The organism is Micromonospora sp. L31 (genome assembly GCF_052068075.1).
In the GTDB taxonomy this organism is placed as follows: domain Bacteria; phylum Actinomycetota; class Actinomycetes; order Mycobacteriales; family Micromonosporaceae; genus Micromonospora; species Micromonospora purpureochromogenes.
The window spans coordinates 19,944-39,749 of the sequence record NZ_JBQHDC010000005.1 but is presented as its reverse complement, the minus strand read 5'-3'; the positions used below and the strand labels follow the sequence as shown (position 1 = coordinate 39,749).

Below are 19,806 nucleotides of genomic sequence, written 5' to 3'. Positions count from 1 at the left end.
AGGGGATTGACATGCGTAGGAGCGTGGGTGTGGCCGCCGCCTCGGCGGCGGTGGTGCTGGCCGCGGGTTGCGGCGGCGGTGGGCCCCAGTCCGGCGGCGACCAGAAGCTGACCGGCGACAAGATCGTGCTGGGCGTGCTCAACGACCAGTCCGGGGCCTACTCGGAGCTGTCCGGGAAGAACTCGGTCAAGGCCGTGGAGATGGCCATCGCCGACTTCAAGGCCAAGCACGGCGACAAGGCGGTGACCACCGACATCACCGTGGAGACCGCCGACCACCAGAACAAGCCGGACGTGGCCAACGCCAAGGCCCAGGAGATGTACGACCGCAAGGGCGTCGACCTGATCCTCGACGTGCCCACCTCGTCGGCCGCGCTGAAGGTCGCCGACGTGGCGAAGGAGAAGAAGAAGCTCTACTTCAACATCGGCGCGGCGACCACCGACCTGACCGGCAAGAGCTGCAACAAGTACACGTTCCACTACGCGTACGACACCTACATGCTGGCCAACGGCACCGGCAAGACCACCACCGAGCAGGTCGGCAAGAACTGGTACATCCTCTACCCGAACTACGCCTTCGGGCAGGACATGGAGAAGAGCTTCTCCACCGCCATCACCGCCGCCGGCGGCACGGTCGTCGGCAAGGACGGCGCGCCGTTCCCGAACACCACCGGCGACTACTCGACCTTCCTGCTCAAGGCGCCGACGCTGAACCCCAAGCCGCAGGTGCTCGGCACCATGCAGGCCGGCGCCGAACTGGTCAACGTGGTCAAGCAGTACAACGAGTTCAAGCTGCGGGACAAGGGCGTCGGCCTGGCGGTCGGCCTGATGTTCATCACCGACATCCACTCGCTCACCCCGGCCGCGCTGGCCGGCACCACCTACACCGACGCCTGGTACTGGAACTTCGACCAGCAGAACCGGGAGTTCGCCGACCGGTTCCAGAAGGAGACCAGCACCCGGCCGTCCTTCGCGCACGCCGCCAACTACTCCGCGGCGATGCAGTACCTGGAGGCCGTGCAGGCCGCCGGCACCGATGACGCGGACACCGTGGTCAAGGGGCTGGAGGGCAAGGAGGTCAACGACGTCTTCCTGCGCAACGGCAAGATCCGCGCCGAGGACCACCGGGTGATCCACGACGCGTACCTCGCCCAGGTGAAGCCGCAGGCCGAGGTCGCCGAGCCCTGGGACTACGTGAAGGTGCTCAAGACCATCCCCGCCGCCGAGGCGTTCCGCGCCCCGTCCCCGGACTGCAAGCTGTGACCGGTTTTCTCCAGAACACGTTCAACGGGTTGGTGAGCGGGGCGTTCTACGCCCTGCTCGCCCTCGGGCTCGCGGTCATCTTCGGCATGCTCCGGGTGGTGAACTTCGCCCACGGCGCGTTCTACATGCTCGGCGCCTTCGGCGCGTACGTGCTGCTGGCCGAGGCGGGCGTGCCGTTCTGGGCGGCCCTGGTGATCATGCCGGTGGCGCTCGCCGTGGTGGGCATGATCCTGGAACGGGCCGTCATCCACCGGCTCACCCGACTCGACCCGCTCTACAACTTCCTGCTCACCTTCGGCCTGACGCTGATCCTGCAGGACCTGGTGAAGACCCGCTACGGCGTGCAGTCCAGCCCGTACGCCACCCCGGACGAGCTCAGCGGCTCGGTCGACTTCGGACTCTTCGACTTCCCGACGTACCGGGTCTTCATCCTCGGCTTCGCGGTGCTGCTCTGCGTCGCGGTGTGGTGGGTGCTCACCCGTACCCGGATGGGCATGGTGGTCCGGGCGTCGACCGAGCGGCCCGAGCTGACCCGGGCGTTCGGCATCGACGTCGGGCGGTGGGTGACCCCGGTCTTCGGCTTCGGCATCGGCCTGGCCGGGCTCGCCGGCGTGCTCGCCGCCCCGATGCGGGCGGTGAACCCGCTGATGGGCGCCGACCTGATCATCGTGGTCTTCGCGGTGGTGGTGATCGGCGGCCTCGGCTCGATCTTCGGCTCGGTCGCCGCCGGCTTCGGCATCGGTCTGGTGCAGGCGTGGGGCGAGGCGTACCTGTCCGAGTTCCCCATCGTGTCCCAGACGATCGTCTTCGTCGTGATGGCCGCCGTGCTGCTCTGGCGGCCGGCCGGGCTGTTCGGCCGTGAGGAGGCACCGGCATGACCAGCACCGTCGACACCCCGGCCGAGGCGAGCCGGCCGGCCCCGCCGTCCGGACTCCTCGCCGTCGCCCGCGCGCCCGGCTGGGTCCGGTACGCGCTGCTCGCCGCCGGGCTGGCCGCCGCGATCTGGCTGCCCAACGGGCTCTACCCGGCGGTGGCGGTGGACATCCTCTGCTGGGCGCTGTTCGCCGTGTCGGTGGACCTGCTGCTCGGCTTCACCGGGCTGATGTCCTTCGGGCACGCGGCGTTCTGGGGCACCTCGGCGTACCTCACCGGCCTGGTCGCCATCCACGCCGGCCTGCCGTTCCCGGTCGCCGTGCTGGCCGGGGCGCTCGGCGCGGCGGCGCTCGCGCTGCCCATCGGCTACCTCGCGGTGAAGCGGACCGGCATCTATTTCGCCATGGTCACGTTGGCCTTCGCGCAGATGGTCTACTACGTGGCCAACGAGTGGCGTTCGGTCACCAAGGGCGAGAACGGCCTGCAGGGCGTGCCCCGGTCGCTGTTCGGCCTCGACCTGACCGACGACTACTACTTCTACTACGCGATCCTGCCGATCGTGCTGCTCGGCCTGGCCGCCGCCTGGCGGATCACGCACTCGCCGTTCGGCCGGGTACTGGTCGGCATCCGCGACAACCCGGCCCGGGCCCGTGCGCTCGGCTACCCGGTGCACCGCTACAAGCTGACCGCGTTCGTGCTCTCCGGCTTCATCGCCGGTCTCGGTGGCGGGCTCTTCGCCGTCGGGCACCGGTTCGTCTCCCTCGACGTGCTGCACTGGACCACCTCCGGCAAGGCGGTCATCGTCGTCGTGCTCGGTGGCATCGGCACGCTGTGGGGCGGGGTGCTCGGCGCGGCCGTGGTGGTGCGGTTGGAGGACTGGCTGTCGTTCTCCGGATTCGAGGCGATCGGCCTGGTGACCGGCAGCATCTTCGTCCTCGTCGTGCTGCTGTTCCGCCGCGGGTTGTGGGGCACCGTCTCCGCCCTGGCGCTGCGCTGGATGGCCGCCCGCCGCAGATGAAGTCCCGCGATGGCGGATGAAGTCCCGCGACGGCGCATCCGAACCGCGCGTCCCAGAACCCCTGACGCCTCACCACCTTCGCCGCCGCCGTCGCCGCCTGCGGGCCGGCGGGCTGCCCTAGACATGCCGCTGGCCGGCACCCCGCTCGGGGTGCCGGCCAGCGTTGATCGTTCAGGTGGGGTCAGTTGTTCCAGTGCTTGGCGACGAGGTCGGCGGCCTGCTTCTCCCACTGGGCGTAGTGGTCCGGGTAGGCCGAGACCTGCACGGTCTGCGCGGCCTTGGTCAGCGGCATGTCCTTCCAGCCGTCGACCTGCTTCAGACCCTTCAGGAACGCCATCGTCGAGTACTCGGGGTCGGTGATCTGCTCGACCGTGCCCCAACCGCTGGACGGGCGCTGCTGGAACAGGCCCTGCGAGTCGTGGTCGTTACGGTCACCCAGGTGACCCAGGTTCTCCAACTTCGACTCCTGCAGCGCGGTGCCGATCGCCACCACGGCGGCCCGCTCGTCCATACCCGACTTCTTCGTCGCCGCGATGATCGCCTTCACGTTCGCCGTCTGCTCGCTGTCCAGGTCGATGCGCGACTGCTTGCCCTGCACACCGTGCGGGATCAGCTTGCCCTTGTCCACACCCGGCTTGTCGGCCTGCACCACGGCAACCGACTTCGCCTCAGCGGCCGGGGTGGCGTGGGCCTCGGTGACCGGGCCGGCGAAGACGCCACCGGCGAAAGCCAGACCAGCGATACCCAGAACGCTCTTCCGCAGAATGGTCGTGTTCATCAGAGTGGCTCCATTCGGGGGTTGGCACCCAGACCCGACGGGGGTCGAGCGGGCGCAAGCACCACGACAAGGCGCTCAAAAGATCAAGGGGAAGTCTTCGCCCGGCAGGCTTCGCGAGCGGGGGCTCACGGCGCCGGGTCCAGGTGTAACGACCGGCCGCCCACCATCATTCCGGGGGCCCCGCATCCCGGGCGGCCCCATGTATCGGGCCACGCCAGCGGGTGCTGCTGCGATCGTCCAGGTGATGTAACGACACCGGCCCGGCCAGCATTCCACCGCCGGGGTGCCCCCGGTCACGGGACGGCCCGTCACTTGCCGGCTCAGAACGGACATCCCGGGCGCACCGAGTAGGCCCCGAACCGGACATCCCGCGCTGCGTGCCTGCAACCACGTCTCGCCGCGCGGTTTGCGGCGTGTCGCGGTGACGGGGGCGCGGGACAGCCCGACACGCCGCAAACCGTGCCCGGAAGCGCGAGGCCCCGGCCGGCCTTCGACATGACGCAGGGAGGGTGACGCCGGACACATGCGAAACGATCCGGTTCCGTATCGAAACTCGGGCCCGTACGCTCAGGCTCGTTACGAGTCTGACTCGTATCGTAATTCACGGTACGGGCACGCCGGGGGGAGAACCGGACACATGGAACCGCACGAGAACACCGGACATCCGAGGCGGTGGGGGATCCTCGGGGTGCTGGTGATCAGCCTGCTCGTCGTCGTCCTCGACAACACCATCCTCAACGTCGCACTGCGCACCCTCGCCGACCCGGTGCACGGCCTCGGCGCCAGCCAGGGCGAGCTGGAGTGGTCGATCAACTCCTACACGCTGGTCTTCGCCGGGCTTCTGTTCACGTTCGGCGTGCTCGGTGACCGCTTCGGCCGCCGCCGCTTCCTGCTGATCGGGCTGGTGCTGTTCGGCCTGGCCTCGCTGCTGTCGGCGTACGCGCAGGATCCCGGCCAGCTGATCGCGGCCCGCGCCCTGATGGGCGTCGGCGGCGCGGCGATCATGCCGGTGACCCTGTCGATCATCTCCAACGTCTTCGACCCGCGTGAGCGGGGCCGGGCGATCGGCATCTGGGCCGGCGCGGTCGGCCTCGCCGTGGCGATCGGCCCGATCCTGGGCGGCGCCCTGCTGGAGCACTACTGGTGGGGCTCGGTCTTCCTGATCAACGTGCCGGTGGTGGCGGCCGGCGTGGTCCTGGTGGCGCTGCTGGTGCCGGAGTCCCGCGACCCCCGGCCGGGCCGGGTGGACCTGCTCGGCGTGCTGCTGTCGGTGGTGGGTCTGGTCGCGCTGACCTACGGCATCATCGACGGCGGCGAGCACGGCTTCGACCGGCCGGTGGTCTGGGCGTCCATCGTCGGCGGCCTGGCGGTGCTGGTCTGGTTCGTCGCCCACGAGCGGCGCAGTGAGCACCCGTCGCTGGACGTCCGGCTGTTCCGGGTGCCGCGCTTCGCCGCGCCGGTGGCCATCGTCGGCCTGATCTTCTTCGCCGCGATGGGCGTCATGTTCTTCAGCTCGTTCTACCTCCAGCTGGTCCGTGGCTACAGCCCGCTGCAGACCGGCCTGCTCTTCCTGCCCTTCGCCGGCGCCCAGCTGATCTTCGCGCCGCGCAGCGCCGCCATGGTCCGCCAGTACGGCGGCAAGGCGGTCGCGGTGGTCGGGCTGGTGCTGACCGTGCTGGCGCTCGGCGCGTTCGCCTTCATCGACGCGAGCACGCCGATCTGGGTGGTGCTGGTGTTCTTCTTCCTCCAGGGCGCCGGGATGGCCAACATCATGCCGCCGGCCACCGAGTCGATCATGTCGGCGCTGCCCCGGGAGAAGGCGGGCGTGGGCTCGGCGGTCAGCAACACGGTGCGGCAGGTCGCCGGGGCGCTGGGCGTGGCCGTGCTCGGCTCGGTGCTCTCCGCGGTCTACCGGGAGGACATCGCCTCGGCGGTCGACGGGCTTCCCGCCCCGGCCCGCGAGGCGGCCAACGAGTCCATCTCCGGTGCGTACGCGGCGGCGGGACAGCTCGGGCCGGCGGCGCCGAAGCTGATCGCGGCGGCCAACGACTCGTTCGTCGCGGCCATGCACTGGGCGGCGGCGCTGTCCGCGGTGGTGGCCGCCCTCGGCATCCTCATCGTGCTGCGGTGGATGCCGGGCCGGGCCGCGGGAGCGCCCGCCGCCGCGCAAGTGGTGGGCGAACCGGAGTTGGCCGGAACGGCATAGGTTCGGGGATAATGTCCGACATGACTTCCACCGCTGATGCTCCGCGGTCGCCCGGGCGACCGCGGAGCGTCCGCGCGGACGAGGCCATCATCGAGGCCACCCTCGATCTGCTCGCCGAGGGCAGCACCATCGAGGCGCTGTCGATCGAGGCGATCGCCAGCCGCGCCGGGGTCGGCAAGGCCACCATCTACCGGCGCTGGCCGGGCAAGGACGCGCTGCTGCTCGACGCGCTGCGCCGGCTCAAGGGGGTCCTGCCGCAGCCGGTCGGGCACTCCGTCCGCGACGACCTGGTGCTGATTGTCGGCGCGGTCGGGCACAACATCGACCCGCGCGCCGCGAAGATCATGCCCTGTCTGGTGCCCGAGGTGAACCGCAGCCCGGACCACTTCCAGCTCTACCAGAACATCATCGAGCCGCGCCGGCAGCTGATGCGCGAGGTGCTGCGGCGCGGGATCCGCACCGGCGAGCTCCGCGCCGACCTCGACGTCGAGGTGACGATGGCGCTGCTCACCGGGCCGATGCTGATCCAGCGGATGCTGCGCTGGCATCCCGAACTGGACGACCTGATCCTGCCCCAGAAGGTCGTCGACACGGTGCTGGAGGGCATCCGGGCCCGCTGACCGCTCAGCCGTCGGCGAGCAGCGGGACCAGGTCGGTGAGGGCCGGGAAGCGCGGCCCCCGCTGCTCCGCCCCGATCGTTCGGGCGGCGGCGAACGCCCAGGCCAGCGCCGTGTCCCGGGCTGGCCCGTCGAGCCGCCGGGCCAGGTCGGTCAGCAGCCGGGTCCGGGCCACGGGGTCGCGCAGGCCGGCGGCCGTGGTGAGCGCCGCCTCGGTCGCCTCGGCGGCGTCGGCGGCGGAGAGGTACGCGGCCAGCCCGGCCAGCCCGACCGCCCGGGTGGACGGGTCCCCGATCTCCGACACCGCCCGGTACGCCCGCCGCCGCTGCGCCTCGTCCAGGTGCGGGACCAGTCCGCCCAGCGCCTCGGCCCGGTGCGCGGGCTCATAGCCCAGCGCGAGGCGTAGCGCCTGCTCGCGCCGCTCCGCGTCGACGTACGGGGCGAGGGCGGCGAGGGCGCCCTGCGGGTAGTCGTCCTCCCCGGCCAGCGCCGCCGCCCACAGCCGGGCCAGCTGCGCCGGGGTGGCGTGCGGGCCCAGCGCTCCGAGCGGGTTGAACCAGCCGTACACCGGGCTCGCCACCAGCGCGTCGACCGCCGCGGCCACCGCCGTCGCGCGCAGTTCCGCCGGCAGCGCCGGCACCAGTTCGGCCAGCGCGACGGCGCGGGTCCGGTCGTCCCGGATCGCGTGGGCCGCCGCGACGGCGGCGGGCAACCGGGCCGGCGACAGCAGCGGGAGCAGCCCGCCGAGGGCGGCGGCGGCTCCGTCCGGGTAGGGCGACGACGCCACCGCCGCCAGCGCCGCGTCCATCTGGTCCGGCGTGAGCAGCGGCAGCACCGCCGGCCAGTCGAGCCGGCCGCCCTGGGCCCCGGCGTCGAGCGCGGCGTCGACAGCGGCGCGGCGCCGCTCACCCGCCAGTGCCGTGGCCAGCCCGGTCAGCGCCGTGGCCCGCCACGTCGGGTCACCGACGCCCCGCGCGGCCGCCACGGCCGTCGCGAGCTGCTCGTCGTCCAGGTGGGGCGCCAGCCCGGCCAGCGACCGGGCCAGGCTGGGCTCGTGCTCGTCCCCGAGCGCGGTGGCCAGCACCGCGGCCCGCCGCGCGGGCAGCTGGTGCGCGGCCAGCAGGTGCAGGTGCCACCCCGGACCTTGCTCGGCGGCGGCGATCGCGTAGAGCTCGGCCCGCCCGGTGGCGTCCAGCCAGGGCGCCAGGTCGCCGACGGTGGGCAGGATCAGCGACGGGTGTGCCCGGCGCGCGGCGGCCAACGCGAACGCGGCCGCCCGGGGCCGCCGCTCGTCCGGCAGCCGGGGCAGCAGCGCGGTCACCGTGCAGGCCTGCCGCGACGCCCGGTCCAGGTGGGGCACCGCCGCCAGCGCCCGCTCCGCCTGACCGGCGTCGAGCCGGGCGGCGACGGCGACCAGCAGGTCCGCCTGCCGATCCCGGTCGGGCAGGGCCAGGGCGGCGATGAGGGCGCGCTCGACCTGCGCGTCGGTGAGCCGGTCGGCCACCTCCTCAAGACCGGGTAGACCGGGCAGGTCGAGCACCGTGGCCGCCACGTCGGCGACCGTCGGGGCCCGCCGCGAGGACGGCAGGGAAACCGGGTCCACCGCGCGCAGCACCGCGGCGAGCTCCGCCAGGGCCGCCCGGAACGCCGCGTACTCGTCGCTGCGGTTGTACTCGTCCTGCACGTCCGGGTGGTCGGCCAACCGGCACACCCGGTCGGCGGCCGTGGCGAGCCGCCGGAACGGCTCCTGGTCGGGGTCGGTCACGACGCGATCATGCCCCATGATCATCCGCCGCGCCGCCCCGTCGGGCCCCGCCCCGGATCAGCTCGCGGGCGTGCGCAGCCGGTGCAGGCGCAGCGCCAACTGCACCTCCAGCGCCCGCTCCGGCTTCTGCCAGTCCGCGCCCAGCAGCTGCCCGACCCGCTCCAGGCGCTGCGTCACCGTGTTGACGTGCACGTGCAGCTGCTCGGCCGCGCGGGCCAGGCTGCCGCCCACCCCGAAGTACGCCTCCAGCGTGCGCACCAGCGCGGTGCCGCGCCGCGCGTCGTAGTCCAGCACCGGCCCCACCGTGGCGGTCAGGAACCGGGCGACGTCCCGCTCGCCCTGGTCGCCGACCGTGCCGAGGAGCAGCCCGACGAAGCCCAGTTCGGCGGTGCTCGCCCCCTCGCCGGCCCGGCCCAGCGCGCCCAGCGCGGTGAGGCAGCGGTCCGCCTCGGTGAACGTGGCGGCCAGCGCAGTCGGCCCGCACGCCGGGCCGCTCGCCCCGGCGGTCACCGGGCGGCCGGTCACCCGGGACAGGTCCCGGGCCACCGACCGGGCGCTGCCACCGGCGTCCCGGCCGGGCAGCATCAGCACCACCCGCCCGTCGCGGGCCGCCGCCAGGCCACCGCGGGTCGAGGCGTACGTGGTGGCCCAGGAGAGCACCCGCAACCGGGCCGAGCCGGTCGCGGCGATCGCGTCGTCGCCGACCGCCACCAGCACGTGCGGGGCGTCCAGGTCGATCCCGAGCCGACGGGCCCGGCTGCGCAGCGCGTCGGTGTCCCGCAGCGGCCGGGCGATCAGGTCGTCGAGCAGCTCGCCGCGCACCCGCCCCTCGGCCTCGGCGACCGTACGCCGGAACAGCAGCAGCAGCGCGGTCACCAGCGCGGCCCGCTCCAGGATGCGCTGGTCGGCGTCGACCAGGTCGTCGTCCGGGCGCAGCACCAGCGCGCCCAGGTTCTCCGCGCCGGCGACCACGGCGGCGTACCAGAGCGGGCCCCGGCGCACGCTGCGCCCCTCGGTACGCGACGCGGCCACCGCCTCGACCATGTCCGCCCGGTCCGGCTCCTCGATCTCGCCGACCCGGGCCAGCAGCCGTCCCTCGGCGTCCAGCGCCAGCAGCGCGCCGCCCAGCACCTCGGTGACCGCCGCCGCGACGTCCTCCACCCCACCGCCGCGGAGCACCAGCGCGGTCATCCGGTCGTGGGCGGCGGCGGCCCGCTCCACCGAGCTGCTGTGCGCCCGGATGGTGGTGTTGGCCGCGGACAGTTCCTCCAGCGCCGAGCGGGTCTCGGCGAGCAGCCGCGCGGTGTCGATCGCCACCGCGGCGTGCGCGGCCAGCGACACCAGCAGGGCCACCTCCTCGCGGACGAACGGGCGGGCCGAGCGGTTCGCGGCGTAGAGCACGCCGATCGAGGTCGAGCCGAGCCGCAGCGGCACCCCGAGGATGGCCACCAGCCCCTCCTCGCCCACCCCGGCGTCGATCTCGCCGGTGTGGTGGAAGCGGTCGTCCTCCGGATAGTTCGCCGTGACGTAGGGGGCGCCGGACTGGGCCACCAGGCCGCCGAGGCCGGCGCCCATCGGGAGCCGCAGCCGCTGGAACCGGGCCGAGACCGAGCCGTCGGTGACCCGCATGTAGGTGTCGCCGCGCTCGTCGTCGTTGAGGGTCATGTAGGCGACGTCGGCGCCGAGCAGGTGCCGGGCCCGGTGCACGATGGCCCGCAGCACGTCGTCCAGGTCGCGCAGCCCGGCCAGGTCGCTGACGGTGTCGTACAGGCCGGAGAGTTCGGTCTCCCGGCGGCGGCGGCGTTCCAGCAGCGCGCGGACGCGCAGCGCCACCGTCTTGGCCTGTTCGAGTTCGGCCAGCCGGTCGGCGGGCAGCCCGGCGGCCCGGGCGGCGACCAGCGGGCCCTCGAACTCGACCGCAGCCGCCTCCCGGGCGAGCAGCTCCAGGAACTCGACCGGCGACGACATGACGCTCATTGTGCGCGGTGCCACTAGTTCGCCGTCCAGCCCCCGTCGAGGGCGATGGAGGCGCCGGTGATGAAGGCCGCCGGCGGCGAGCAGAGGTACGCCAGCAGCTCGGCGACCTCATCCGGCTCGATCAGCCGCTTGATCGCGGCCCGGGCCAGCATGATCTTCTCGATCACCTCGTCCTCGCCGATGCCGTGGCTGGCCGCCTGGTCGGCGATCTGGCTCTCCACCAGCGGGGTACGGACGTACGCCGGGTTGATGCAGTTGGCTGTCACGCCGTGCGCCGCGCCCTCCAGGGCCACGACCTTCGACAGCCCCTCCAGGGCGTGCTTGGCCGACACGTACGCCGCCTTGTACGGCGAGGCGCGCAGCCCGTGCACCGAGGAGATGTTGATGATCCGGCCCCAGCCCCGGGCGTACATGTGCGGCAGCGCCCGCCGGATGATCTGGAACGGCGCCTCCACCATCACCCGGTGCAGGTGGGAGAAGCGTTCGGTGGGGAAGTCCTGCACGGGCGCGACGTGCTGGAGCCCGGCGTTGTTGACCACGATGTCGACGTCGGCGTCGAGCCGGTCCACCGCCGCCAGGTCCGACAGGTCGACCCCCTCGGCGCGGGCGCCGGCCTCGGCGGCCACCACCTTGGCCGCCTCGAGGTTGCGGTCCACCACCAGCACCTTCGCGCCGGCCTCCGCCAGGCGCAGCGCGCAGGCCCGCCCGATGCCACTGCCACCACCGGTCACCAGGGCGCTACGACCGGAAAGGTCGACGTGTACGACGTGGGGGACCGCCACGGGTTCTGCCGTCATGGCGCAAGAAGTTACGAGCTGTGTGGCCGGCGGCACATGGGGCGGCGACACATACTCGACCGTCGGTCTGTGTGGGCGCGCCGGCACCGGCCCGGGAACGGGCGACCCGGCCCCGTCGCGTAGCGGAACTGTCGGCGGTGGGTGGCACCCTCGCCTGCGGGTGACAGCATCGCGCCGGCCACCCCTCGGCCGGCTCGGCGGACGGGAGGTGGAGATGGCGGGGCACGTGCGACCGGGCGGCCCCGACGAGGGCCCGACCGGCCGGCCGGCCTTCCGGGCGACGCTGATCCGTTGGCCGGGCGCGGGCGGGTGGGTCTTCGCCCCGGTGCCCGACGCCCACGCGCCGGACGCCGCCGGCCCGTTCGGCCGGGTGCCGGTGACCGCCACCGTGGACGGCCGCACCTGGTCGACCAGCGTCTGGCGGGACCGGGCGGCCGGCTGGCTGCTGGCCGTGCCGGCGCGGATCCGCGCCGGCAAGGACGACGGGGACGTCGTCACCGTCGCCGTCGAGGTCGACCACGCCCGGACGTAGCGGCGTGGTCCGGGCCACCGCGACGCGCCGGTACGGCCGGCGTGTCCCCCGGGATGCCGGGCCGGGCCGACCAGTAGGGTGTCGAACACACGTACTGCTGGCGGCTGGGGGAGGAGGCGGCGTGCGCGTGCTCGGCGTCGACCCGGGGCTGACCCGGTGCGGAGTCGGCGTGGTCGAGGGCGTGCCGGGACGGCCCTGCAGCCTGGTCGCCTACTACGTCGTCCACACCGACCCGGCCGACGAACTGGCGCTGCGCCTGCTGCACCTGGACCGGTCGCTGACCGACCTGGTCGCCGAGCACCGGCCGGACGCCGTCGCCGTCGAACGGGTCTTCAGCCAGCACAACGTCCGCACCGTGATGGGCACCGCCCAGGCCAGCGGGATCGCCGTGCTCGCCGGGGCGCGCGCCGGACTGCCGGTGCAGACGTACACCCCGAGCGAGGTGAAGGCGGCCGTGACCGGTTCCGGTCAGGCCGACAAGCGGCAGATGACCACGATGGTCACTCGGCTGCTGCGGCTGCCCGAGCCGCCGAAACCGGCCGACGCGGCCGACGCCCTGGCCCTGGCCATCTGTCACGTGTGGCGCGGCGGCACCCGGTCGAAGCTGGCCGCCGCCGCCGACCGGGCACGACGAGGAGGAGCGCGATGATCGCCAGCGTGCGCGGCACGGTGACCGCGACCGGTCCGGACCACGCGGTGGTGGAGGTGGGCGGGATCGGCCTGGCGGTGCAGTGCGCCCCGGGCACGCTCGCCGACCTGCGGGTCGGCCAGCCGGCCCGACTCGCCACCAGCCTGGTCGTCCGGGAGGACTCGCTCACCCTCTACGGCTTCCCCGACGACGACGCCAAGCAGCTGTTCGAGCTGCTCCAGACGGCCAGCGGGGTGGGTCCGCGGCTGGCCCAGGCGGTGCTCGCCGTGCACACCCCGGACGCGGTCCGCAAGGCCATCGCCAACGCCGACACCGCCGCGCTGACCCGGGTGCCGGGCATCGGCAAGAAGGGTGCCGAACGCCTGGTCCTGGAGCTGCGCGACCGGATCGGCCCGGTGCCGGTCGGCGCCGACGGCGCGGCCGGGGTCACCGGCGGGGCCTGGCCCGAGCAGGTCCGCCAGGCGCTGGTCGGGCTGGGCTGGACGGCGGGGCAGGCCGACCAGGCGGTGGCGGCGGTGGCGGAGAGCGTCGACGGGGACACCCCGCCGGTGCCGGTCCTGCTGAAGCAGGCGATCCGACTGCTGGGCCGCACCCGATGAGCGCGCCCACCGCGCCGGCCCAGCGACCGGAGGTGGCCCGGTGACCGGCGACGGCCTGGTCTCGGCGTACGTCAACGACGCCGAACTGGACGCGGAGGCCAGCGTCCGGCCGAAGCGGCTCGCGGAGTTCATCGCCCAGCACCGGGTCCGCGACCAGCTCGACCTGCTGCTGCAGGGCGCGATGCGGCGCGGCTCCCCGCCGGACCACATCCTCCTGTCGGGGCCGCCTGGCCTCGGGAAGCCCGTGTCGGTCGACGCCCTGGTACTGCTCGAGGACGGTTCGCGGCGGCGGCTGGGGGACATCGCCGTGGGGGACCGCGTCATCACCCGCACCGGGGAAGGCGCGGTGGTGACCGCGGTCCACGAGCAGGGCGAGCTGGATTCGGTCCGGATCCGGACGGCCACCGGGCGCGAGGTGGTCGCCGCACCGGACCACCCGTTCTGGACGCCGGACGGGTGGGTCAAGGCGGGGGACCTGACGGAGCGGGACTACGTCGCCAACGTCCTGTGTCCGGAGCTCGTCGCAGACGGCACCGAGGACGTCGACGAGTTCAAACTCGCCGGTTACCTCGTCGGGGACGGGTGCACGACCAACCAGGTGACCTTCACCGGTGGCGACGAGGACGTGCTCGCCGACTTCCGGTCGACGTGTGACCGGCTCGGATACAGCCACGTCACGAGGCCCAACAGCGCCCGGAGTTCGCTCATCAGGATCTCCGGACTCCGACCGTGGCTGGCCGAGCACGGGCTCCTCGACAAGAACGCCTGGCAGAAGCGCGTGCCCGACTTCGTCTTCCGCGGTGACAGCTGGCAGGTCGGGGCTTTCCTGGGCGCGTACTTCGCCTGCGACGGCACGGTCAGCCGGCGCGGGCGCGACCGTTACGACCTCGTTGTCGAGTACTACAGCGTCTCGCGGGGGCTGCTCGCGGACGTGCAGCATCTCCTGCTGCGGTTGGGCATCCAGTCCCGGCTCAAGCTCAAGCGTGGCCGCTATCAGGGCCGGCCCCACGAGTCGTGGCGACTCAGCATCACCAGCCAGGACGACGTGGCGCGGTTCGTGCAGCGGGTCACGGTGATCGGCGAGCGGGGCATGCGGCTCGCCGAGTGGGCGCCACGTCGCGACCGCTTCGAAGAGCGGCTGGCGGCCGACCGGGTGGTCTCGGTCGAGCAGGCGGGCCTGCACGAGTGCCGGTGTCTGACGGTCGACGGCGACCACACCTTCACGGTGAACGACTTCGTCGTGCACAACACGACACTCGCCAATATCGTCGCCGCCGAGCTGGGCGCCGGCATCCGGGTGACCAGCGGCCCGGCCATCGAGCGGTCCGGCGACCTGGCGGCCATCCTGACCAGCCTCGCCGAGGGCGACGTGCTCTTCATCGACGAGATCCACCGGATCGCCAAGCCGGCGGAGGAGCTGCTCTACAGCGCGATGGAGGACTTCCGGGTCGACGTGGTGGTGGGCAAGGGGCCCGGCGCCACCGCGATCCCGCTGGACGTCGAGCCGTTCACCCTGGTCGGCGCGACCACCCGCTCGGGTCTGCTGACCGGGCCGATGCGGGACCGGTTCGGCTTCGTCGCGCACCTGGACTTCTACGCTCCGGCCGACCTGGAGGCGCTGCTGCACCGTTCGGCGCGGATTCTCGGCGTGCCGATCACCGACGACGGGGCGACCGAGATCGCCGGCCGCTCCCGGGGCACCCCCCGGATCGCCAACCGGCTGCTGCGCCGGGTGCGGGACTTCGCCGAGGTCCGGGCCGAGGGCGTGGTCAACCTGGAGACCGCCCGGGCCGCCCTGACCGTGTACGACGTGGACGCCCTCGGCCTGGACCGGCTGGACCGGGCGGTGCTGACCGCGCTGGTGGATTCGTTCCGGGGCGGCCCGGTCGGGCTCTCCACCCTTGCGGTGGCGGTGGGGGAGCAGCCGGACACGGTCGAGGAGGTCTGTGAGCCGTTCCTGGTCCGGGCCGGTCTGCTCGCCCGGACGCCCCGCGGGCGGGTGGCTACCGAGGCGGCCTGGCACCATCTGGGCCGTACGCCGCCAAATGGTACATTTGGTGCTGAGGCCCCTTCCGTGCCCGATCTGTTCTCCGCCGCACCGGATCAGCCGTGATGTGAACGTGATCTGTACCGCATTCGGCGTTCTCAGGTGCAGGGATTAGACTCGCCGCGGTCTGTACAGGACGTGAGAATCCGCCTCCGCTCCGGCACCCCTCGTGCCGGTCGGGAGGCCAATGGGAAGGTCACACACCGTGGTTTACGCAGCAGCGGGCGGGGGAGCCGGCGGTCTCACGCCGATCCTCATGATCGCCCTGCTCTTCGGCGTCATGTACTTCATGATGATCCGCCCGCAGCAGAAGCGGCGGCGCGAAGCCGAGGCCATGCAGTCCGCGCTGGCCCCGGGTGACGAGGTCGTCACCATCGGCGGGCTCTACGGCACGGTCACCGGTGTCAGCGACGACACCGTGCTCCTCGAGGTCGCCCCCGGCGTCCAGACCCGCTACGCCCGGCCGGCCATCGCCCGGGTGGTCAATCAGGCCGAGCGCGTCGAGTCGACCGAGCCGGTCACCGAGGAAGCGGCGGACGCCGTCAAGGAGTGAAACGTCCCGCCCGCCCTCCTGACGGAGCGGCGGGTGGACCGTGACAACTGAACAGGTGGGTCGACGCCCGACGCCGGCACGCGCCCCCGACCGACGCCCCCGCGTCGGTGGCGGTACGTCGTGCCGATCGCCGGGTGCCGACCCTGCAGAGCACGTCGGCCCGGACCCCCGGCCCGACGTTCGCCGCCCGCACCGGCGGCGCGACCGTTACAGGGAGACAGGACAGCCGTGGCACCACCTCAGGGACAGATGCGCCCCGGGCGGCAGCTTGCCGTACTCGGGTTCATCTTCGTCGTCCTCTATCTTTTGGTGTTCTTCTCGGGCGGCGCCAAGGGCGGCTGGCAGGACCGGCTGGAGCCCCGGCTCGGCCTGGACCTGATCGGCGGCACCCGGCTGACGCTCGAGGCCACCAACAGCATCGACGGCAAGCCCCCGACCTCCGAGAACCTCGAAGAGGCGCGGCAGATCATCGAGAGCCGGGTCAACGCCTACGGCGTGGCCGAGGCCGAGGTGGTCACCGAGGGCAACCGGAACATTGTCATCTCCCTGCCCGGTCAGAACCGCGAGCTGACCGACGTCGGCACCGCGGCGGAGCTGCGCTTCCGCAAGGTGCTCAAGGCCGCGGACGGCAGCGGCGCGGCCACCGCCCCGACGGCGGCCCCGACCCCCGCCCCCTCCGGCACCGCCTCGCCGGCGCCCTCGGGCAGCGCGTCGCCGGCGCCGTCGGGCAGTGCGTCGCCGAAGGTCACCTCCTCGCCGACCGCCGGTGGCCAGGGCGGCGGCGCCCCCGCGCCGAGCGCCAGCGCCACCCCCTCCGCCCCGGCCTCGCCGAGCGCCCCGGCTGCCTCGCCGAGCGCCAGCGCCGCCCCGGTGCCGCAGAGCATCCAGGAGCAGCGCAACGCCGTCGAGAAGAAGGTGGGACCGGCGGCCTGGGCCGCCGCGAGCGCCCTGCAGGCCCCGGCCGACCTCACCGCCGACCCGTCCCTGGCGGAGAAGCTCAAGCCGTTCGGCGCGCTCTCCCCGCGGGAGATCGCGGTGCTGACGCCGCAGATGCAGTTCAACGTCCCGACCATCACCTGCGCCCAGCTGGACAAGCGGCCGGCCGCGTCGATCACGGACGAGAAGCAGCAGGCGGTCGCCTGTGAGGACGGCGCGGCCAAGTACCTGCTCGACGTGGCGAAGGTGGTCGGCACCGACGTCGACGACGCCAACGCCGTGCTCGACGAGGCCAGCGCCTGGGTGGTCAGCCTGAACTTCACCGGCGGCGGCCAGGACAAGTGGACCGAGCTGACCCGCGAGGCGTTCAACAACACCGGTGGCGCCTGCGACCAGACCGCGCTCGGCCAGGACGGCAAGTGCCGGGTGGCGGTCGTGCTGGACAACGAGATCGTCTCCTCGCCCGAGATCCAGGGCGTGCTGACCGGTGACTCGCAGATCACCGGCAACTTCACCAGCACCGAGGCCAACAAGCTGGCCAGCCAGCTCCGTTACGGCGCGCTGCCGGTGACCTTCGAGCCGCAGGAGCAGCAGAACGTCACCGCCACCCTGGGCGACAGCCACCTGCGCGCGGGCCTGCTCGCCGCGGGTATCGGCATGCTGCTGGTCATCGTCTACTCGTTCTTCTACTACCGGCTGCTCGGCTCGGTGATCTTCCTGAGCCTGGTGCTCTCGGCGGCGCTGGTCTTCGGCGCGCTGGTGGTGCTCGGCCGGCAGATCGGCTTCACCCTCACCCTCGCCGGCATCGCCGGCATGATCGTCTCCCTCGGTGTGGCGGCGGACTCCTTCGTCATCTACTTCGAGCGGCTCAAGGACGAGATCCGGGAGGGGCGCAGCCCGCGCAGCGCGGTGCCGCGGGCCTGGATCCGGGCCCGCCGGACGATCATCTCGGCGAACGCGATCACGCTGATGTCCGCCGTGGTGCTCTACGTCGTCTCGGTCGGCACGGTGAAGGGCTTCGCCTTCGCCCTCGGCCTGGCGACGGTGCTGGACCTGATCGTGGTCTTCCTCTTCCGGCACCCGATCATGACGATGTTCGCCCGTACCCGGGCGTTCCTGTCCCCGCGGGTCAGCGGTCTCGGCCGGGCCCTGCCGGCCCGGTCGGCCGAGCAGGACTCGCCCCGCACCCCGCGCGTCAAGGAGGCCTGAGATGGCTAAGAGTGGTCTCGCGAGCCGGCTCTACCGCGGTGAGGCCGGGCTCGACATCGTCGGCCGGCGCAAGCTGTGGTTCGCCGTGGCCGGTGCGCTGGTGCTGATCGCGGTGCTCAGCTTCGCGGTGCGCGGGTTCAGCCTCGGCATCGAGTTCGCCGGCGGCAACTCGTTCCAGGTGCCGGCCAGCGTCGGCACGCTGGAGCAGGCCGAGGAGAAGGTCGGCGCCGCGCTCGCGGCCGAGGGCGGCGACGCCGAGGTGGTGACCGCGCAGAAGGTCGGCAGCACCAGCGGCGAGTACTACGAGCTGCGTACCTCGCAGCTCACCCCGCAGCAGGCCACCGAGGTCAAGGCCGAGATGGCCCGGGAGTTCGGGATCAACGCCGACCAGATCAGCGGCAACCAGGTCAGCGAGGCGTGGGGCGAGCAGGTCACCTCGCGCGCCCTGCTCGGTCTGATCATCTTCGTCGCGGTGGTGGCGATCTACCTGATCCTGCGCTTCGAGTGGCGGATGGCGGTCGCCGCGATCGTCTCGCTGTTCATGAATCTCTTCCTCACCGCCGGCATCTACTCGCTGGTCGGCTTCGAGGTCACCCCGTCGACCATCATCGGCTTCCTCACGATCCTGGGCTTCGCGCTCTACGACGTGGTGGTGGTCTTCGACAAGGTGCAGGAGAACACCCGCGGCATCACCGCGAACAACAACCAGACGTACGGCGAGGCGGCCAACCTGGCGCTCAACCAGAGCCTGATGCGGTCGCTGAACACCTCGGTGGTCGCCCTGCTCCCCGTCGGTGGCCTGCTCTTCATCGGTGCCGGTCTGCTCGGCGCGGGCACCCTGAAGGACCTCGGCCTGGTGCTCTTCGTCGGTATGGCGGTGGCGTTCCTGACCTCGATCCTGCTGGCCACCCCGCTGCTGGTGCTGCTGAAGAACTACGACCCGCGGATCCAGGCGCACAACAAGCGGGTGCTGGCCCGGCGGGGTGCGATCGCCCGGGGCGAGCTGGCCCCGAAGGGCGCGCCCCGCGCGGCCGAGGGCGCCGACGAGTCGATCGACTCCGACGCGGCGGCCCTGGCCGGCACGGCGCCGAAGGTGGGCGCCCGTCCCGCCGGCAAGCGCCCGACCGGCGCCCGGGGCGGCCGTCCCAGCGGGGGCGGCGGCAACCGGCCGGGTGGCGCCAAGCGGCGCTGACCGGGCGGGGACACCCGGTAGGAATCGACCCGACGGCGTCCTTCATGCTGTGCGAGCGGCATGGAGGACGCCGTCGTCGTTGGAGGGAGCACCGTGACGGAGACCCACAGCACCGGGGTACGGGGGGACAGCGGCCCGCAGGTCGCCCGGCTGGTGGCCAGCCGGGTGCTGGACGTGCCGGACTTCCCCAAGCCCGGCGTCATGTTCAAGGACCTGATGCCGCTCTTCGCCGACGGTGCGGTGTTCCGCGAGGTGATCGACGGGATCGTCGAGTACCACGGGCGTGACTCGTTCGACATCGTGGTCGGCATCGAGGCCCGCGGCTTCGTGATCGCCGCCGCCATCGCGTACGCCACCGGGGTGGGCGTGGTGCCGGTGCGCAAGGCCGGCAAGCTGCCCCGTGCCGCGTACGCCGCCTCGTACGCGCTGGAGTACGGCGAGGCGACCCTGGAGGTGCACCAGGACGCCTTCACCGCCGGGCACCGGGTGCTGGTGGTCGACGACGTGCTGGCCACCGGTGGCACCGCCGAGGCCACCCTCGACCTGGTCGAGCGGGCCGGCGGCACGGTGGCCGGTTTCACCGTTCTGCTGGAGCTGGGCTTCCTGGAGGGCCGCAAGAAGCTCGCCGGGCGCCCGGTCCATGCCCTGCTGACCGTTTGACCCCCATGCGGTCGGACGGACGCGGTGCGGACCGTCCGGCGGAGCGGCACCGCACCCACCGTGCGGGTAGCATTGCCCTTTGCTGACCGGGCGGTTCCCCGTCCGGCGGCGAAGGACCAGACCGGCCGGAGCCACG

General features: G+C 72.8%; 17 protein-coding genes and 1 pseudogene. 14 read left to right on the top strand and 4 right to left on the bottom strand.

Going from position 1 to position 19,806, the window contains the following annotated elements; all coding sequences use genetic code 11:
* The first annotated feature begins 11 nt into the window (after positions 1-11).
* Genes ACTMS9_RS15485 through ACTMS9_RS15475 form a run of 3 tightly spaced genes read left to right on the top strand, consistent with a single transcriptional unit; the run spans position 12 to position 3,153 of the window.
* Positions 12-1,262 (top strand): ABC transporter substrate-binding protein, encoded by a 1,251-nt coding sequence (locus tag ACTMS9_RS15485; RefSeq protein ID WP_441148121.1) that lies wholly within the window; start codon positions 12-14, stop codon positions 1,260-1,262.
* A complete protein-coding gene (locus ACTMS9_RS15480; RefSeq protein WP_441165280.1) occupies positions 1,259-2,140 on the top strand; it encodes a branched-chain amino acid ABC transporter permease in 882 nt (293 codons plus the stop codon). The genes ACTMS9_RS15485 and ACTMS9_RS15480 overlap by 4 nt, the downstream gene beginning before the upstream one ends.
* A complete protein-coding gene (locus ACTMS9_RS15475) occupies positions 2,137-3,153 on the top strand; it encodes a branched-chain amino acid ABC transporter permease (protein ID WP_350797972.1) in 1,017 nt (338 codons plus the stop codon). The genes ACTMS9_RS15480 and ACTMS9_RS15475 overlap by 4 nt, the downstream gene beginning before the upstream one ends.
* Before the next feature lie 181 nt (positions 3,154-3,334).
* Here ACTMS9_RS15475 and ACTMS9_RS15470 read toward each other — a convergent pair whose 3' ends face one another.
* Complete coding sequence (locus ACTMS9_RS15470; protein WP_441165279.1) at positions 3,335-3,931, bottom strand: hypothetical protein; 597 nt, start codon at positions 3,929-3,931, stop codon at positions 3,335-3,337.
* Between the two features lie 637 nt (positions 3,932-4,568).
* Between ACTMS9_RS15470 and ACTMS9_RS15465 the strand changes: the two genes are divergently transcribed.
* Positions 4,569-6,137: an MFS transporter gene (locus ACTMS9_RS15465; RefSeq protein WP_441149140.1), complete on the top strand. Its 1,569-nt coding sequence runs from the start codon at positions 4,569-4,571 to the stop codon at positions 6,135-6,137.
* 11 nt (positions 6,138-6,148) lie between these two features.
* Positions 6,149-6,757 carry a TetR/AcrR family transcriptional regulator gene (locus ACTMS9_RS15460; protein WP_441149141.1) on the top strand — a complete coding sequence of 203 codons (609 nt, stop codon included), beginning with the start codon at positions 6,149-6,151 and terminating at the stop codon, positions 6,755-6,757.
* A 4-nt stretch (positions 6,758-6,761) separates the two neighbouring features.
* On the opposite strand, the gene ACTMS9_RS15455 is transcribed toward ACTMS9_RS15460, so the two are convergent.
* The 3 genes from ACTMS9_RS15455 to ACTMS9_RS15445 are packed head-to-tail and all read right to left on the bottom strand — an operon-like array spanning position 6,762 to position 11,293.
* Positions 6,762-8,519, bottom strand: a complete 1,758-nt coding sequence (locus tag ACTMS9_RS15455; RefSeq protein WP_441165278.1) for a hypothetical protein — start codon at positions 8,517-8,519, stop codon at positions 6,762-6,764.
* Between the two features lie 57 nt (positions 8,520-8,576).
* Complete coding sequence (locus ACTMS9_RS15450) at positions 8,577-10,496, bottom strand: helix-turn-helix domain-containing protein (protein WP_441149143.1); 1,920 nt, start codon at positions 10,494-10,496, stop codon at positions 8,577-8,579.
* A gap of 14 nt (positions 10,497-10,510) precedes the next feature.
* Positions 10,511-11,293 (bottom strand): 3-hydroxybutyrate dehydrogenase, encoded by a 783-nt coding sequence (locus ACTMS9_RS15445; protein WP_441165277.1) that lies wholly within the window; start codon positions 11,291-11,293, stop codon positions 10,511-10,513.
* Between the two features lie 160 nt (positions 11,294-11,453).
* Here ACTMS9_RS15445 and ACTMS9_RS15440 point away from each other — a divergent pair, with 160 nt between their 5' ends.
* From ACTMS9_RS15440 to ACTMS9_RS15400, 9 genes and pseudogenes are all read left to right on the top strand, one after another.
* Positions 11,454-11,825: a DUF1905 domain-containing protein gene (locus tag ACTMS9_RS15440; protein ID WP_441165276.1), complete on the top strand. Its 372-nt coding sequence runs from the start codon at positions 11,454-11,456 to the stop codon at positions 11,823-11,825.
* Positions 11,826-11,946: 121 nt separating this feature from the next.
* Positions 11,947-12,474: a crossover junction endodeoxyribonuclease RuvC gene (ruvC, locus tag ACTMS9_RS15435; protein WP_441165275.1), complete on the top strand. Its 528-nt coding sequence runs from the start codon at positions 11,947-11,949 to the stop codon at positions 12,472-12,474.
* Entirely contained in the window at positions 12,471-13,073 is a 603-nt protein-coding gene (ruvA, locus tag ACTMS9_RS15430) for a Holliday junction branch migration protein RuvA (protein ID WP_210777247.1), read from the top strand. Before ruvC ends, ruvA begins: the two co-directional genes overlap by 4 nt.
* Positions 13,074-13,113: 40 nt before the next feature.
* Positions 13,114-13,314 (top strand): annotated as a pseudogene (locus ACTMS9_RS15425) (Holliday junction branch migration DNA helicase RuvB); the annotation flags it as partial.
* 3 nt (positions 13,315-13,317) lie between these two features.
* Entirely contained in the window at positions 13,318-15,186 is a 1,869-nt protein-coding gene (gene ruvB / locus ACTMS9_RS15420; RefSeq protein WP_441165469.1) for a Holliday junction branch migration DNA helicase RuvB, read from the top strand.
* 139 nt (positions 15,187-15,325) lie between these two features.
* Positions 15,326-15,673 (top strand): preprotein translocase subunit YajC, encoded by a 348-nt coding sequence (gene yajC, locus ACTMS9_RS15415; RefSeq protein ID WP_441149147.1) that lies wholly within the window; start codon positions 15,326-15,328, stop codon positions 15,671-15,673.
* 228 nt (positions 15,674-15,901) lie between these two features.
* Entirely contained in the window at positions 15,902-17,818 is a 1,917-nt protein-coding gene (gene secD / locus ACTMS9_RS15410) for a protein translocase subunit SecD (protein ID WP_441149148.1), read from the top strand.
* A gap of 1 nt (position 17,819) precedes the next feature.
* Positions 17,820-19,010, top strand: a complete 1,191-nt coding sequence (secF, locus tag ACTMS9_RS15405; RefSeq protein ID WP_441149149.1) for a protein translocase subunit SecF — start codon at positions 17,820-17,822, stop codon at positions 19,008-19,010.
* A 93-nt stretch (positions 19,011-19,103) separates the two neighbouring features.
* A complete protein-coding gene (locus ACTMS9_RS15400) occupies positions 19,104-19,670 on the top strand; it encodes an adenine phosphoribosyltransferase (RefSeq protein WP_179804286.1) in 567 nt (188 codons plus the stop codon).
* The last annotated feature ends 136 nt before the right edge of the window (positions 19,671-19,806 follow it).